14 protein-coding genes are annotated in these 15,402 nt (G+C 61.4%); 8 read left to right on the top strand and 6 right to left on the bottom strand.

Features of this window, described 5'->3' with window-relative positions; translation table 11 throughout:
* The 4 genes from C8D04_RS00960 (at position 1) to C8D04_RS00945 (ending at position 4,164) form a co-directional block, all read left to right on the top strand.
* A complete protein-coding gene (locus C8D04_RS00960) occupies positions 1–918 on the top strand; it encodes a YicC/YloC family endoribonuclease (protein WP_116003191.1) in 918 nt (305 codons plus the stop codon).
* A 36-nt stretch (positions 919–954) separates the two neighbouring features.
* On the top strand, positions 955–1,575 hold the full coding sequence (gene gmk / locus C8D04_RS00955; protein WP_116003190.1) for a guanylate kinase: 621 nt from the start codon (positions 955–957) through the stop codon (positions 1,573–1,575).
* 15 nt (positions 1,576–1,590) lie between these two features.
* A complete protein-coding gene (gene rpoZ, locus C8D04_RS00950; RefSeq protein ID WP_116003189.1) occupies positions 1,591–1,794 on the top strand; it encodes a DNA-directed RNA polymerase subunit omega in 204 nt (67 codons plus the stop codon).
* A gap of 93 nt (positions 1,795–1,887) precedes the next feature.
* Positions 1,888–4,164, top strand: a complete 2,277-nt coding sequence (locus tag C8D04_RS00945) for a bifunctional (p)ppGpp synthetase/guanosine-3',5'-bis(diphosphate) 3'-pyrophosphohydrolase (RefSeq protein ID WP_116005934.1) — start codon at positions 1,888–1,890, stop codon at positions 4,162–4,164.
* On the opposite strand, the gene greB is transcribed toward C8D04_RS00945, so the two are convergent.
* Entirely contained in the window at positions 4,157–4,714 is a 558-nt protein-coding gene (gene greB / locus C8D04_RS00940; RefSeq protein WP_116003188.1) for a transcription elongation factor GreB, read from the bottom strand. The genes C8D04_RS00945 and greB overlap by 8 nt on opposite strands.
* A 223-nt stretch (positions 4,715–4,937) precedes the next feature.
* On the opposite strand from greB, the gene C8D04_RS00935 reads away from it, so the two are divergent.
* Positions 4,938–6,164 (top strand): multidrug effflux MFS transporter, encoded by a 1,227-nt coding sequence (locus C8D04_RS00935; RefSeq protein ID WP_116003187.1) that lies wholly within the window; start codon positions 4,938–4,940, stop codon positions 6,162–6,164.
* A gap of 5 nt (positions 6,165–6,169) precedes the next feature.
* Here C8D04_RS00935 and C8D04_RS00930 read toward each other — a convergent pair whose 3' ends face one another.
* The 3 genes from C8D04_RS00930 to orn all read right to left on the bottom strand — a co-directional run bounded on the left by C8D04_RS00930 (position 6,170) and on the right by orn (position 10,417).
* Positions 6,170–7,648 carry a sensor domain-containing diguanylate cyclase gene (locus tag C8D04_RS00930; RefSeq protein WP_116005933.1) on the bottom strand — a complete coding sequence of 493 codons (1,479 nt, stop codon included), beginning with the start codon at positions 7,646–7,648 and terminating at the stop codon, positions 6,170–6,172.
* A gap of 101 nt (positions 7,649–7,749) precedes the next feature.
* The gene (locus tag C8D04_RS00925) at positions 7,750–9,585 is read right to left on the bottom strand and encodes a DEAD/DEAH box helicase (protein WP_116003186.1); all 1,836 of its coding nucleotides are present in this window, start codon (positions 9,583–9,585) and stop codon (positions 7,750–7,752) included.
* A gap of 253 nt (positions 9,586–9,838) precedes the next feature.
* On the bottom strand, positions 9,839–10,417 hold the full coding sequence (gene orn, locus C8D04_RS00920) for an oligoribonuclease (RefSeq protein WP_116005931.1): 579 nt from the start codon (positions 10,415–10,417) through the stop codon (positions 9,839–9,841).
* 37 nt (positions 10,418–10,454) lie between these two features.
* Between orn and C8D04_RS00915 the strand changes: the two genes are divergently transcribed.
* Genes C8D04_RS00915 through rsgA form a run of 3 tightly spaced genes read left to right on the top strand, consistent with a single transcriptional unit; the run spans position 10,455 to position 13,066 of the window.
* Entirely contained in the window at positions 10,455–11,771 is a 1,317-nt protein-coding gene (locus C8D04_RS00915) for a M48 family metallopeptidase (protein ID WP_116005932.1), read from the top strand.
* Entirely contained in the window at positions 11,768–12,103 is a 336-nt protein-coding gene (locus C8D04_RS00910) for a 4a-hydroxytetrahydrobiopterin dehydratase (RefSeq protein WP_116003185.1), read from the top strand. Before C8D04_RS00915 ends, C8D04_RS00910 begins: the two co-directional genes overlap by 4 nt.
* An 18-nt stretch (positions 12,104–12,121) precedes the next feature.
* On the top strand, positions 12,122–13,066 hold the full coding sequence (gene rsgA, locus C8D04_RS00905) for a ribosome small subunit-dependent GTPase A (RefSeq protein WP_116003184.1): 945 nt from the start codon (positions 12,122–12,124) through the stop codon (positions 13,064–13,066).
* 124 nt (positions 13,067–13,190) lie between these two features.
* On the opposite strand, the gene C8D04_RS00900 is transcribed toward rsgA, so the two are convergent.
* A complete protein-coding gene (locus tag C8D04_RS00900; RefSeq protein ID WP_116003183.1) occupies positions 13,191–14,270 on the bottom strand; it encodes a hypothetical protein in 1,080 nt (359 codons plus the stop codon).
* Between the two features lie 79 nt (positions 14,271–14,349).
* Entirely contained in the window at positions 14,350–15,336 is a 987-nt protein-coding gene (locus C8D04_RS00895; protein ID WP_116003182.1) for a CobD/CbiB family protein, read from the bottom strand.
* Positions 15,337–15,402: the final 66 nt, after the last annotated feature.

Raw genomic sequence — 15,402 nt, 5'->3', positions numbered from 1 at the left:
ATGCCAGTTTACAGTATGACCGGATACGCCAGCGCCCAGCACGGTGCGGGCGCCGGGAGCAGCGAAGCCGAAGCCCGGCCGCTCCCCGGGCGGCGCCTGGGACTGGAGATCCGCTCCGTCAACAGCCGCTTCCTTGATCTCTCGTTCCGCCTTCCTGACGAACTGCGCGCCATGGAACCCGTGCTGCGCACCCTGCTGACCGCGAAGATCAAACGCGGCAAGGTCGAAGTGCGCGCCACACTGGAAAGCGGCGACTCTTCGACCATTCCCGATCCGTCGCCGCGCATGCTGCAACGCCTCAACTCAGCACAGGACGCCGTGCGCGCCTGGCTGCCCCAGGCAGCCCCTTTGAGCGTGGCAGAGGTCTTACGCCTGTGCACAGGCCAGGGCGCAGGCACCGAGGACTGGAGTGAAACCGTACCGGCACTGGCCGAACAGGCCCTCACTGCCTTGCTGGAAGCCCGGCAGCAGGAAGGTGCGCGCCTGGTGACCATGCTTCGGGGCCACGTCAAGCAATTGGGCGCCTTGGCCCAGCAGGCGACGCCCCTGGTTCCCCTGCTGGTAGAGCAGCAGCGCCAGCGTTTTATGGAACGCTGGAAGGAAGCCATGGGCCTGGCCGAAGGCGCCGCAACGCCCGAGGCCGCACAGGATCGCGCCTTGTCAGAGGCCACGGCCTTCGCCATCCGCATCGACGTGGCCGAGGAAGTCACCCGCCTGCAATCGCACCTGGACGAAATCGAAAGGCTGCTGAAAAAAGGCGGCGAGGTCGGCAAGCGCCTGGACTTTCTCATCCAGGAACTGCACCGTGAGGCCAATACCCTGGGCTCCAAATCATCGGCGCTTGACCTCACACGCATCAGCGTGGACATGAAGGTTCTGATCGAGCAGATGCGCGAGCAAGTGCAAAATATCGAGTGACGCTTTAATTTTCATAGCGCATTGCGCTCACCCCTTATGGAATATCCAGGCAATCTATTCGTCGTCGCTGCACCCAGCGGAGCGGGCAAGTCCAGTCTGGTCAAGGCTTTGCAGGAACTCGACTCCCAGGTGCACGCCTCGGTTTCGCACACTACGCGCGGCCCCAGAGGCCAGGAAAAACACGGGCGCGAGTATTTTTTTGCGTCGGAGTCAGAGTTCGACGCCATGGTGGCATCCAATGCTTTCGTGGAATGGGCCAATGTGCATGGCCGCCGCTATGGCACCTCGAAAAAGGCCATCGAAGAACGCATCTCCCAGGGCAACGATGTGATTCTGGAAATCGACTTCCAGGGCGCACTCCAGATCAAGGAGGTTTTTGCCAATGCCGTGCTCATTTTTATCCTGCCCCCGAGCTGGGACGAATTGCGTTCGCGTCTGGAGCGCCGTGGCGAAGACTCTGCCGAGGTCATCGAGGTGCGCCTGAAGAACGCGGCCAAGGAGATGGCCCAGGTAAGCCGATTCGACTTCGTTATAATCAACGAGTTATTTGAGCGTGCGCTTTTCGATCTGAAAGCCATTGTCCATGCACAGCGACTCAAATATGCGGCCCAGCGCCGCGCGCGCGCAGAGACTTTTGTGTCGCTCAACATTTCCTGACACCCCGGAGAAACCATGGCCCGCATCACCGTCGAAGATTGCCTTGAGCAAATCCCCAACCGTTTCCAACTGGTGCTGGCAGCCACGTACCGCGCGCGCATGCTCAGCCACGGACATGCTCCCCGCATCGAAAGCCGCAACAAGCCCGCCGTGACAGCGCTGCGCGAAATCGCTGCAGGCAAAGTGGGCATTGAAATGCTCAAGAAGGTTCCCGGCTGATATTTCTGCCGCCGACCTAAAAAAGAAGCACCGCCAGGCGGTGCTTTTTTTATGGATCCCATCTCCAGGCGGCAGCCGCGCTACATTAAAGGCATGAAAGCGGTGTTGAACAATTCCCCTGCGGGCGACATTCGACCGGGCGAGTCCTCGGCGATTCCGGGCGCCAGTTCTGCGGCGGCTGCCAATGCAGCAGCGGCCAGCTTTGCCGCACTCACCGACAGCCTGGACTACCTGGATGCCACCCAGGTAGAGATGGTCCGCCAGGCTTACCGCTACGCCGACGAGGCACACCTCGGCCAATTACGCAACAGCGGCGAGCCCTACATCACCCATCCGATTGCGGTTGCCGCCCAATGCGCCACCTGGAAGCTCGACGCCCAGGCGCTCATGGCCGCACTGCTGCACGACGCCATGGAAGATTGCGGCGTCACCAAAGCTGATCTGATTGACCGCTTTGGCGCACCCGTCGCCGAACTGGTCGATGGGCTGACCAAACTCGACAAACTGCAGTTCGACACCCGCGAAGAAAACCAAGCCGAGTCCTTCCGCAAGATGCTGCTCGCCATGGCCCGCGATGTACGGGTCATCCTGATCAAGCTGGCCGACCGCACACACAACATGCGGACCTTGTCCGACATGCCGCGCAGCAAATGGGGGCGCATTTCGTCCGAAACGCTGGAAATCTACGCGCCCATCGCCCATCGCCTGGGACTCAACCAAACCTACCGCGAACTGCAAGACCTCTCTTTCCGGCATCTGCACCCGTGGCGTTACGTCACGCTCGCCAAAGCGGTGGGCAAGGCGCGCAATCGTCGCCGCGACCTGGTGCAAAAAGTCCAGGCCGATGTCGATGCCGCCTTTGCACGTATTGGCATGCAGGCCCGGCTGGCTGGGCGCGAAAAAACCCTCTACGCCATCTACCAGAAGATGGAACTCAAGCACCTGAGCTTTGCACAGGTGACCGACATCTATGGCTTTCGGGTGATCGTCCCCGGCATCACGGATTGCTACACCGCCTTGGGCGTTCTGCACCAGATGTACAAGCCTGCGCCAGGCAAGTTCAAGGACCATATCGCCATTCCAAAACTCAATGGCTACCAGTCGCTGCACACTACGCTGGTAGGCCCTTCAGGCGTGAACATCGAATTCCAGATGCGCACCGAAGAAATGCACCTGATTGCGGAGGCCGGTGTGGCAGCCCACTGGCTTTACAAGGCGCAGAGTACGGACGGTACAGCGGCAGAGCGGCTGGGCACCAAATGGCTGCAGTCCCTGCTCGACATCCAGAATGAAACCCGTGACGCCGCCGAGTTCTGGGACCATGTGAAGGTGGATCTGTTCCCGGACGCGGTGTATATCTTCACCCCCAAGAGCCAGATCATGGCCATGCCCCGCGGCGCCACCGTGGTCGATTTTGCCTACGCCATCCACAGCAATGTCGGCAACCATACCAGCGCGGCCAAAATCAACAACGAGCAGGTTCCGCTGCGCACCGAACTGAAAAACGGCGATGTGGTGGAAATCATCACCACACCCAACGCAACCCCCAACCCGGCCTGGTTGGGTTTTGTGCGCACCGGGCGTGCGCGCTCCAAAATTCGCAACCATCTCAAGACCCTGGCGCAAAGTGAATCGGAAAGCCTGGGCGAAAAACTACTGACACAGGCACTGCGTGCAGAAGGCCTGGAGCAGTTGCCAGATTCTGGTGATGAGACCCTGCCGATCTGGGACAAACTCCTGCGCTTCACTGGAAGCCGCTCGCGCAGCGACCTGATGACCGACATTGGTCTGGGCAAACGTGTTGCCTCCATTGTGGCCAAGCGGCTGGTCGGGTTGATGTCTGAGCACGGCCACCGCCCCAACGCACTGCTCCTGACACGGGAACGCTACACCTCGCACGAGACAGTGTCCCAAGGGGGCGTTACCCTGGATGGCAGCGAAGGCGTGTCTATTAAATATGCCCCATGCTGCCGCCCCATCCCGGGCGACAGCATCGTGGGCTATCTGGGCCGTGGCGAGGGACTTGTCGTGCACGTCGCGCAATGTGCGGTGGCCAAGCGCCTGCAGAACAAGGACAGTGAGCGTTTTATTGCGGTGGACTGGTCGGAAGAACCGGTGCGCATGTTCGAGACACGCATCATCGTGACCGTGAACAATGGCAAGGGTGTTCTGGCCCGCATTGCTTCCGAACTGGCCAATTCGGAAGCAGACATCACCCATGTGGACATGGACGATGAGACTGCGCTGGACACCATCGACCTGCGCTTCATCATCGCCGTGCGAGACCAAGCCCACCTGGAAGCAGCCCTGCGCAATCTGCGCCGCACACCTGCCGTATTGCGGGCCATGCGCGCGCTGCCGCTCAGCTGATCGCTTGCGGATAGGAAACCGCGAGTATTTCAAGGGCCCGGGAGCCCGCCGGTGTGGGCAACGCCACTTCGTCGCCCACCCGCGCCTTGAGCAGCGCACGGGCCACTGGGGAAACCCAACTCACCTGCCCTAGACTGCTGTCGGCCTCGTCAATGCCCATGATGGTGATGGTGCGCGTGACATCCAGATCATCCACATACGTCACCGTGGCGCCGAAAAACACCTGCTCGCTGCCTGCATGGAGGGCGGGATCGACGATTTCGGCCATTTCCAGCCGCTTTGTCAGAAAGCGAATCCGTCGGTCGATTTCGCGCAAGCGCTTCTTGCCATAGAGATAGTCGCCATTTTCCGAGCGGTCGCCATTGCTGGCTGCCCAGTGCACGATTTCAACCATCCGGGGTCTCTCGTTGTCCATCAGCTCCAGCCACTCGGAGCGCAGCCGCGCATAGCCCCCGGGCGTCATGTAGTTCTTGGTTCCTGCAGGCAAAGGTGGCAGTTCGTGACCGTCGTCCTCGTCTGCATCGGTTTCTTTGGTAAATGCCTTGCTCATGTCGAATCTATCGGTACATTTGGTAAAAAAATTCTTCGGTCCGCGGAATGGGAACCCGCCACTTCATACCAGCGCCAGCTTACCCGTTCAGCCTGCAATGTCGACCGCCCGCTCCGGCAAAAGGCGCTGTCTGCACGGGCGCGGCACACCGCCGTGCTTTCGCCCATAATTTGCTGCTTCTCTGCCGCGCACAGCCTGCGCTTCACCCGCCTGCCTTGTCACTATGAACCCGCAAGCCAATGAACTCTGGCGCGCGCCCCGTTGGGCGCTGGCCGTACTGCTGGCTTTGCTAGGCATGCTGGGCCCGTTCTCGATCGACACCTATCTGCCGGCCTTCTCAGGCATCGCTGGCGCTCTGGGTGCCACTCCGGTCGAAATGCAGCAAACGCTCTCAGCCTACCTGTTTGGCTTTGCTTTCATGAACCTGTTCCATGGCGCGCTGGCAGACAGCTTTGGCCGCAGGCCCGTCGTGCTGTGGGGCATTGCCATGTTCACCCTGGCATCGGCGGGTTGCGCCCTGGCGCAGAGCATTGAACAACTGGTGCTGTTCCGTGCCCTGCAGGGCCTTTCAACTGGTGCGGGCATTGTTGTGTCGCGGGCGGTCATCCGTGACATGTTCCCTCCCGCCCAGGCACAGAAGGTGATGAGCCAGGTCACCATCTATTTCGGTGTGGCACCAGCCGTCGCGCCCATTGTGGGTGGATGGCTTTATGTGCATACCGGCTGGCACAGTATTTTCTGGTTTCTCACCGCCATCGGAGTAGCGCTGTGGACAGCCAATTACCGGCTCCTGCCAGAGACCCTGCACACCGACCACCGCCAGCCATTCAATGTGCAGCACCTGATGCGTGGTTACTGGCAACTGGGCTCCAGCCCGCGCTTTTTGCTGCTGGCACTGGCCAGCGGTGTTCCCTTCAATGGCATGTTCCTGTATGTTCTGGCGGCCCCGGCGTTTCTCGGCCAGCACCTGGAACTGGCTCCTACGCAGTTTTTCTGGTTTTTCATGCTGACCATCTCGGGCATCATGTCCGGCGCCTGGCTCAGCGGCCGCCTGGCGGGGCGCATAGCACCCAAACGGCAGATTCGCCACGGGTTTCTGATCATGCTCACCATGTCAGTCCTGAACCTGGTGGCCAACCTGTTTTTGCCCCCCCATGTGGCCTGGGCCATGCTGCCCATCGCCCTCTTTGCTTTTGGCTGGGCGCTGATGGTTCCGGTGGTAACGCTGCTGGTCCTCGATCTCTACCCTGAGCGCCGGGGCATGGCCTCGTCCTTGCAAGCCTTTGTCGGATCGACAGCCAACGGGCTGGTGGCAGGCGTGGTGGTGCCCTTGATCATGCATTCGACTCTGCTATTGGCCACCGCATCTCTGCTCATGATGAGCGTTGGGCTTGTGGCCTGGATCTACCTGCACCACCGCTGGCCCGAAATCGGGCAGCACGCGGGCTGAAAGACTCAGGCTTGCGAATCGCTGCTGCCACGGCGCTCGCGGGGTTGCTGCTGATAGTAGTGCTGCTTTTCGACATACATGGCTTTGTCTGCACGATGCAAGGTCGACTCGACCTGATCGCCCGAGGAGCAGGTGGCCGTGCCCATGGCTAGACTCAAATGCTGCCCGGGATAGAACTGGTTGCTGATGTCCACCAAAGAGCTGATGCGCTCCTGCACCGCGAGCGCCCCCCGTTCATCGGTGCCTGGCAGCAGCACCGTGAATTCGTCTCCACCAATACGCGCAGCGCAGGCTGATGCCTCCACGGCCTTGGCCAGCACCTCGCCCATTCGCCGCAGCAGCGCATCACCCGCAGCATGGCCATGCTCATCATTGATGGACTTGAGGCCATTGAGATCAATGGTGATCACACTCAAAGGCCAGGGTCCCTTGCGCGTGATGCGGTTGAGTTCCTCGACATAGAAGGTCCGGTTGCGCAACTGGGTGAGTACATCGTGCTTGCCCAAGTATTCCAGATAGGCTTCGGCCTTCTTGCGCGCTGTGATGTCCACCAGTGACAGGAGAACCAGATCCCATTGCTCATGGTGGTCTTCGAGCACCGAAAACTGCATGTGGATGTACACGGGCTCTCCCGAAAGCGCATAGTTGATGACCTCGCGCTGCTGGAACAGTTTGCCGTCCCAGAGGTCCTGCAACTGTTCGGCGAAAGAATCGTGCATCTCGCCGCGAAAAATGCGCCCGATGTTGTTGAGCAATTCGCCCTTGTCCACGGCGCCAAACATCTTCAGTGTCAGCTGATTGATGTCGATAACCCGTATCTCTTCCATGCAACGCGAAACAAACTCGGGGTGCACCTTGATGAAAGTCTTGAAATCGCGAATACCCTGGGCACGCACCCCATCCATGAGGCGCTTGACGGCTGAAAAATCCTCTACCCAGAGCGACACAGGGGAATGCTCGAACAGGTCGCGCGCATAGCGTTCGCTGCGCTGTAGTTTGAGGGCGCTCTGCACCTGGGCCGTTACATCGTCCAGCGAGACCAGTACCCGACTCCAAGTTGCCTCATGCCCTGGGAGGATGCGCGCCCGGATTTTTACATCCAGACGCCGCCCATCCAGAGCGTAATTGACCGTCTGGTTGGTGAACTCCGGTGAGCCCGACCACAGTTGCGACAACTCATGGGCGACCTGGGTTTGCATGTCATCCCGAAAAACCTTGTCCAGGTTGTGCATCAACTCGGTCTGGCTGGATGCGGCAAAAAGCTCCAGCGTGCGCTGGTTCACCCGCAAAACCTTGTAGCAAGCAATGCACTGGTGCACTCTGGCAGGGTCCTGCGCCAGGTGTTCACGCAGATCGGTCACACCCTCGGCGCGCCAGGCATCGAATAGCTGTTTGAGTGCACTGAAGTCTTCCAGCCAGAGCGATGTGGGCGCCAGCTCGAACATGTGCTCGAAGTCGGTACCCGAAGAGAGTGTTGGCGGCACGGTAATTTCTCCTGTTTCGTCCATTGTCCGGGCAGCTTTTGATTTTGTCTTGCGGATGACCAAAAAAAACCGGCCCTCAAGGCCGGTTCAGGTTGCTGCGGTCAGCGCGCAGGACGCGCTGGGCGCTTGCGTGCGTCGTGCGGGACAAACGACTTGCCTGCACCTGGTTTGGAGAACGATGGCTGCGGACGCGGCGCGAAATCACCGCGCGGGGCGGCTCCTTCATGCCGTGGAGCAAAACCGCCACGGGCCTGCTCACCAAAGCCAGGCTTGCGGCCAGCACCTTCACCGTCGCGGCGCGGAGCAAAACCACGGTCGTCACGGCCACCACCAAAACCACCCGGCGCAGGCCGGCGGTCGTCGCCGGGGCGCCCTTGCACGCGCTGGCGGTCATTGAAACCACCGCCAAATCCGCCGCCAAAATTGCCACGGTCAGCGCCGCGCGAAGGAGGCGCACCGAACTTGCGATCACGCCCGCCGCCGCCAGCACCGCCCCGGTTGGCATAGTCGGGCGCAGGGCGCGACGATGGCATGCGCTGCATGGGCTCAAGACCTGGGATGACCTCGGCCTTAAACTGCTGGCGGCTGTAACCCTCGATGTCGAAGATCTTGCGACGATCGCGGAACTCGGCAAAGGTCACGGCCAGGCCATCGCGGCCTGCGCGGCCGGTACGGCCAATGCGGTGCGTATAGTCCTCAGCCTTCATGGGCAAACCATAGTTGAAAACGTGGGTCACGGTGGGCACGTCAATGCCACGCGCGGCCACATCGGTAGCGACCAGAATTTGCACTTCGCCACCGCGCAGCGCCATCAGGCGGCGGTTGCGCAAACCCTGGCTCAAAGCGCCGTGCAGTGCCACGGCGCTGAAGCCGTCCTGTTGCAAATCGGCGGCCAGGCCGTCGCATTCCACTTGGGTGCTGGCAAAAACGATGGCCTGGTTGATGGTGGTGTCACGCAGCCAGTGATCGAGCATCTTGCGCTTGTGCTGGGCGTTGTCGGCCCAATACAGCATCTGCTTGATGTTGGTGTGTCGTTCCTGTGGCGAATCGATCTGGATCTTCTGCACCGAAGCACCGCCGTCGTGCATCACGCGCATAGCGAGCTGCTGGATTCGGGGGGCAAACGTGGCGCTGAACATCATGGTCTGCTGGCGCTGGCTGGTTAGCTGATTGATCTCGGCCAGATCGTCAGAGAAGCCCAGATCAAGCATGCGGTCAGCCTCATCGACCACCAGGAACTGCACCTTGTCAAGCTTGATCTGCATCGAGCGCTGCAGGTCCAGCAGGCGGCCGGGCGTCGCCACCACCAGGTCGGCGTTTTGCAACTTGGCGATCTGCAGTTGGTACGGCATGCCGCCCACCACATTGGCCACACGCAGGCCGCGCACATGCTTGACCAGGTCGATGGCATCGTGCGCCACCTGCTGCGCCAGTTCGCGCGTGGGGCAGACAATCAGGGCGCCCGGAATAGCCGGCTTGAAGTTGCGCGTGTTGGTCGGGTCCTTGCGCTTGGCGCGCTTCGGGGCGGCCTCGCCGCGTGCGGCGGCTTCCGCGACAGATTTCTCAAACTCTGCACGGGCAGCCGCTTCAGCCTGGGCCTGCTGGCGAATCAGCGTATGCAGCACGGGCAGCAGGAACGCAGCGGTCTTGCCGCTACCGGTCTGGCTGGAAACCATCAGATCGATGAAGCGACCGCCTTCGGAGCCCGAACCCATGGCCAGGGGAATGGCCTTGAGCTGAACGCTGGTGGGCTGGGTATAGCCCAGGTCGGCAACGGCCTGCACGAGTTCGGGCGCCAGGCCCAGTTCGACAAAGCCATTGGGCTCGGCAATCACGTCGGCAGCCAGATGCTCAGGGGCATCCTGCACAGAAATTTCGGCGACAAAGGAAGATTCAGCAGGCGCGAATTCGCCCTGCACTTGGAAAGTGTCAGTCATATTTTTCTCACACGAAAACACCCACAAGCGCAGCTTGTGGTGGGTTCGTCAATGGTCAAAAAACATCAACCATCAAACGAAACCTGCGCCAGCGTCGCGCTGGTGCGGGTGGGTATTCATCGCAACATGGAAGGCCTTGGCCTGTTCCAGGATTTGCGGACCCAGTGTGTGAAGGGAGATGCACAAATATTGCAGTGCATGTGCATTGCAAGTCTGCGATTATCGCACAACTTCGGGTTTTCCCGCAAGCACCCTACAAAGACAGGAAGTTTGTCCGGTAATGCGCCAGTTCTTCGATGGACTCCTGCACATCGGCGAGTGCCGTGTGTTTCTGGGCCTTTTTGAAGCTGCTGTAGGCCTCGGGCTTCCAGCGTTTGGCCAGTTCCTTGAGGGTGCTCACATCCACGTTACGATAGTGGAAGAAGGCTTCCAGGCGGGGCATGTAGCGGGCCAGAAACCGCCGGTCCTGGCCAATGCTGTTGCCGCACATCGGCACCTTGCCCTTGGGCACATAGCGCGCCAGGAACTCGATGATCTGCTCCTGCGCCTGCTCTTCTGTCAGCATGGACGCCTTGACCTTGTCGATCAGGCCGCTGCGGCCATGCGTGCCTTTGTTCCAGGCATCCATTTTCCCCAGCAGCTCATCGGACTGGTGGATCACCAGCACCGGGCCTTCCACCCGGGGCTCCAGCGAGGGGCCGGTAACGACCACAGCGATTTCGATGATGCGCTCCACTTCGGGGTCCAGCCCGGTCATTTCACAGTCGAGCCAGACAAGGTTCAGGTCGGATTTAGCCAGCACAGGGGCTGGTGCCATGGGTGTTTGAGACATGGGCGGCATTGTCGCTGATGCCCTACACTCGCGCGACATGCCCGTAGACACCCCTGCTTCCCTCTCGCCCTCGCTGGCCCTCACTCTGGCTTTTGCCTTGGCCCTGGTCGCCGGCTTCCTGCTCAAGGCCTGGTTGACATCGCGGCAGATTCGCCACGTGGCACGCCACCGCCAGGGCGTCCCGGCCACGTTCGCCGCGCACATTCCGCTGCAGGCCCACCAGAAGGCTGCCGACTACACCATCGCCAAGGCGCGCTTTGGCCTATTGGAAATGGCCCTGGGCACTGCAGTTCTGATGGGCTGGACGCTGATGGGCGGGCTCGATGCGCTGAACCAGGCGCTGCTGTCCTTGCTGGGCGGCGGCATGCGCCAGCAGTTGGCCCTGCTGGCCGCGTTTGCACTGGTCAACGGCCTGATCGATCTGCCCGCCACGTTGTACCAAACCTTTGTGCTGGAGCAACGCTTTGGCTTCAACCAGATGACGCTGCGGTTGTGGTTGACCGACCTGCTCAAGTCCACGCTGCTGGGAGCGCTTATTGGCCTTCCTGTTGCAGCAGCCGTCCTGTGGCTGATGGGCGCTGCAGGGATGCTGTGGTGGTTATGGGCCTGGGGCCTGTGGATGGGACTGAACCTGCTGCTCATGGTGGTGTACCCCACCTTTATTGCCCCGCTGTTCAACAAGTTCCAGCCCCTGCAGGATGAGTCGCTCAAAACCCGCGTCACCGCCCTCATGCAACGCTGCGGTTTCGCGGCCAAAGGCTTGTTCGTGATGGACGGCAGCCGCCGCAGCGCGCATGCCAATGCCTACTTCACGGGTTTTGGCGCGGCCAAGCGCGTGGTGTTCTATGACACCTTGCTCAAACAACTCACTCCCGGCGAGGTAGAGGCAGTGCTGGCACATGAACTAGGGCACTTCCACCACCGCCATATCCGCAAACGCATGGTGGGCCTGTTTGCCATGAGCCTGGCGGGCTTTGCACTGCTGGGCTGGCTTTCAAGCCAGCCCTGGTTCTTTACAGGCCTGAGCGTACAACCCAGCCTGGCGCTGCTGGTGACCGATACACCTGCAGCACCCAACGACGCCCTGGCGCTGTTGCTTTTTCTATTGGCGGTGCCGGTCTTTACCGTGTTTCTGGCACCCCTGTTCGCCCAGCTCTCACGCCGCCATGAATTCGAAGCGGACGCCTATGCCATGGCCCAGGCCAACGGGGCAGACCTTGCTTCGGCGCTGCTCAAGCTCTACGAGGACAATGCCTCTACGCTCACGCCAGACCCGCTCTACGTGAAATTCCATTACTCGCACCCGCCGGCTGTCGAAAGACTGGCGCGCATGCCCACCCCTGCATCCACATGACATCCTATTTAAAGAAAAAAGACTGGTCAACGCTTACCCGCAAAGCGCTGACAGCTACAGAAATAGTAGCAAAACTGGCCCAACTCGAAGGCTGGAGCCTGCACGGAGACGGCGCCAACGTGGCCATCGAAAAGACCTACCGCTTCGCCAACTATTTCGAAACCATCGCTTTCGTGAATGCTCTGGCCTTCATCGCCCACGCCGAAGACCACCACCCGGATCTGTCCGTGCATTACAACCGCTGCGTGGTGCGCCTGAACACGCACGATGTGGGCGGTTTGTCGGCCAGCGACTTTGACTGTGCGGCGCGCTTTGACGCCTTGGTCGCGTGATGCCGATGCCGCATTTCCATGGCTGAGCGCAGCACCCTCCAGGAAGGCCTGATCGTTGCCAGCCATGGGCGGCACTGCATGGTCGAGTCGCCCGACGGCGAGCGCCGCATTTGCCACCCGCGTGGCAAGAAAAGCCAGGCTGTGGTGGGCGACCATGTGCTGTGGCAGGCGCCCCCATCCGGGCAGGGCAGCGAGGGCACGATCGAGAAGGTACAGGAACGGCGCAACCTTTTCTACCGCCAGGATGAGATCCGCACCAAGTCGTTTGCGGCCAATCTGGACCAGGTGCTGATCCTCATTGCGGCCGAGCCCGTTTTTTCCGAAAGCCAACTGGCCCGCGCGCTCATTGCAGCCGAGGCCGCGCACATCACTCCGCTGATTGCCCTGAACAAGAGCGACCTGACCGAACCCTTCGCCCGGGCGTGGGAGCGTTTGCGTCCCTACCGCAACATGGGCGAAGGCCGCTCCTATGAGGTGCTGGCACTGTCCCTGGCGCAGGCCGATGCCACCAGCCGCGCCGAGCTGGTACGCCACCTGCAAGGCAAAACCACGCTGGTGCTGGGCCCCTCTGGATCGGGCAAGAGCACGCTCATCAACCTGCTGGTGCCGGGTGCCACGGTGCTCACCGGGGAGATCTCACAGGCCTTGAATTCAGGCAAGCACACCACCACCAGCACCACCTGGTACTGGATGGACGGGGAGCGCACCACGGCGCTGATCGACTCGCCGGGGTTTCAGGAGTTTGGACTGCAGCACATCGCCCCCATGCAACTGGCTGGCTGCATGCCCGACATCGCGGCGCATGCCAGCCACTGCAAGTTCTACAACTGCACCCATCTGCATGAACCGGGCTGCGGCGTACTGGCAGCCCTGCGACAGGGCGAAGGCAGCAACGGGCTCAGCGCCCATCGCCACAAAATCTACAGCGAATTGTTCGCCGAACTGGGGCAGACGCGGTACTGATTCCATTTCCAAATCATTCGTGTCTAGGCGCGAAGCCGCAGACAATGCTGCAGCACGGCAAGGCGAAGCAACAACGACACGGGTGATTTAGAAATGGAATGAGCAGGCACCGCACAAGCCAGGCTTAGCAACGACCCAGCCACACCAGGTAGTCGTCCCAGCCCGGCTCGTGCGTCACGGCCAATTCAAGGGCCTGCGCATCGGCCAAACAACGCTGTGCCACGGTCAACGCAGCCTGCACGGCGGCGGGGCTGTCAGCCACATAGCAGCACAGATGGCGCCAGCCGTCGCGCTGCACCACATGGCTGCAAATGCCCTGCTGGTGCACCGCCAGAGACGCCGTCCAGGCCTTTTCGAACGCCCGTGCCGCTGCCAGCGCGCTGGCCGTGTCCACGGGCAGGCTGGCATCCACCCGCCAACCCAGGTCGGCACGGCCTACCAAGGTGTTGGCGCTGCGGTTGACCTGGACGTGTATTTCGCTGCCCTGGGCGCTGCGGCCCTGGAGTGCCTCCCAGTCGGGTGAACCCGCCGGAAACTGGCCATTGCGTCCCAAGGCATCGCGCCACAGTGCATCCACCACGGCCACCGCCTGGTCCAGCGGCAAAGGCGGTGCAGCATCGAAACCCGTGCCTTCGCTCAGGCCATCTTCTTCAAACTCCACCAGCCCCACTTTTACCGCCAGATCGAACTCGCCCAGCATGTGGTCCAGCAAGATGAACGCCATGTGCCGCGCATGGTCCTGCATGTCCATGGGCACTGGCTGGGCAAACGACAGACCCAAGGCCACCCGGCCTTCGAACTGCCCTGCGCGCACCAGGAGGTCGCGGCTGGAGAGTTCAAACTTGTCCATGCGCATACCAAAGCCCTCGCCGGCGCGCTGGCGAAAAGCCACCACTGCCCACGGCAAGTCCTGGGGCGTTTGGGACACCACGGCCTGTACGGCAGCAAAGTGCGCTGTGCTGCCGTGCGAGGTGAACACCAGCTGCGCAGCGGTGCCCACAGGACCCTCGGCAGCGCCGCCCGCCACTTCAGCCGCCACACCAGGTACCACAGGCTCCAGCAGGGCATTGAGACGCTCCACCAGGTCATGCGCGGACAGGGCTTGCAATGCGCCCTGCTCTGCCTGCATAGCCTTCCAAAACGCACGGGATCCCTCGGCCAGTTGCTCAGGCGTGGGGGGAAGGGTGTCTGTTGTCTCGTTCATCGATCTGCCAAAAATAGGAATAAATAGGGCTATAGCGCTTGATACACAAGCGCTAACAGCTATCAATTTTGAAAATCAATCAACCCAGCAAACGGGCCAGGGTCAGCAAGGCCAGCAACAGCAGCCACACCACGACCGAACGCCAGACCAGGCCCACCACACTGCGCAGATGGCCTACCTCAGGCTCGCGCCCGGGGGTGCTGTCACTCTCACCGATGCGGGCGTCCACCTCGAAATCCTGCGTCATCTGCGCATCGGCACGCGACTTGAGCGCCTCGCCGCCCAGGCGCACATTGATGGCCCCTGCAGTCGCGGCCAGGATTACGCCGTCGTTGTCATTGGGGAAACGCTGGGCATGAAAGCGCCAGCCGTCGATGGCCTCTTCAAAACTGCCCACGACGGCAAAAACCAGCGCCGTCAGGCGTGCAGGCACCCAGTCGATCGCAGTCCAGGCATCGGCCGTGGCCTTGCGCAAGGATGGGCTGGCCCGCTGCGCAGCGTCGCCGCCCTGGTCGGCCCAGTAGCGGGAAACAAACTCGGCCATGCGGTACAGCACCGCACCCATGGGCCCCAACCCCAGCGCAGCCAGCACAGAGAACCAGGCCAATACCCCGAACACATGGCGGTGCGCGGCCAACACCGAATATTCGATGACGTGGCGGACCACCTCGCTGCGCGGCAGGTCACCCACATCCACCTGCTGCCAATGCGCCAGGCGTTCACGGGCAGCGTCTTCATCGCCCACTTCCAACGCATCGCGAATACCGGTGAAATGGTGGCTGAACTGCCGAAAACCCAGGGTGACGTAAAGCACTGCCACGTTCCAAAGCACCGCCACCGGCCAGCCCACGAACCAGAGCAGCCCTTGGTACACGGCCAGCACAAACAGGGGAGGCACCAGCACTGCGAGCGCCCAGGCCACCCAGCCGTGGTGCGACTTGCCCGCATCGAAATTGCGGCTGACCGACAGTGACCAGGCGCGCAGCCCGGCATGGATCGGGTTGCTGCGCGCCAACGGGCGGGCCTGCTCGACCAGCAGCGCAAACAGGATGGCAAAGAAACTCATGGACGTGGATGATACCGACCCGATGGACAGACCTTGCCTGCACAGAGCCCCCACACAGACCCCAGC

The sequence above is a fragment of the Simplicispira sp. 125 genome, assembly GCF_003096555.1.
Lineage (GTDB): Bacteria > Pseudomonadota > Gammaproteobacteria > Burkholderiales > Burkholderiaceae_C > Simplicispira.
Note: the sequence above shows the minus strand (reverse complement) of the source record. Positions and strands in the feature narration are given on the sequence as shown.

What these genes read in the sequence shown, in the direction of transcription:
- gmk (WP_116003190.1), top strand. Translation starts at nt 955, where the DNA reads ATGGAATATCCAGGCAATCTATTCGTCGTCGCTGCACCCAGCGGAGCG.
- rpoZ (WP_116003189.1), top strand. Translation starts at nt 1,591, where the DNA reads ATGGCCCGCATCACCGTCGAAGATTGCCTTGAGCAAATCCCCAACCGT.
- greB (WP_116003188.1), bottom strand. Translation starts at nt 4,714, where the DNA reads ATGAGCAAGGCATTTACCAAAGAAACCGATGCAGACGAGGACGACGGT.
- rsgA (WP_116003184.1), top strand. Translation starts at nt 12,122, where the DNA reads ATGGCTGAGCGCAGCACCCTCCAGGAAGGCCTGATCGTTGCCAGCCAT.
- C8D04_RS00915 (WP_116005932.1), top strand. Translation starts at nt 10,455, where the DNA reads ATGCCCGTAGACACCCCTGCTTCCCTCTCGCCCTCGCTGGCCCTCACT.
- C8D04_RS00900 (WP_116003183.1), bottom strand. Translation starts at nt 14,270, where the DNA reads ATGAACGAGACAACAGACACCCTTCCCCCCACGCCTGAGCAACTGGCC.
- C8D04_RS00925 (WP_116003186.1), bottom strand. Translation starts at nt 9,585, where the DNA reads ATGACTGACACTTTCCAAGTGCAGGGCGAATTCGCGCCTGCTGAATCT.
- orn (WP_116005931.1), bottom strand. Translation starts at nt 10,417, where the DNA reads ATGTCTCAAACACCCATGGCACCAGCCCCTGTGCTGGCTAAATCCGAC.
- C8D04_RS00910 (WP_116003185.1), top strand. Translation starts at nt 11,768, where the DNA reads ATGACATCCTATTTAAAGAAAAAAGACTGGTCAACGCTTACCCGCAAA.
- C8D04_RS00960 (WP_116003191.1), top strand. Translation starts at nt 1, where the DNA reads ATGCCAGTTTACAGTATGACCGGATACGCCAGCGCCCAGCACGGTGCG.
- C8D04_RS00895 (WP_116003182.1), bottom strand. Translation starts at nt 15,336, where the DNA reads ATGAGTTTCTTTGCCATCCTGTTTGCGCTGCTGGTCGAGCAGGCCCGC.
- C8D04_RS00935 (WP_116003187.1), top strand. Translation starts at nt 4,938, where the DNA reads ATGAACCCGCAAGCCAATGAACTCTGGCGCGCGCCCCGTTGGGCGCTG.
- C8D04_RS00945 (WP_116005934.1), top strand. Translation starts at nt 1,888, where the DNA reads ATGAAAGCGGTGTTGAACAATTCCCCTGCGGGCGACATTCGACCGGGC.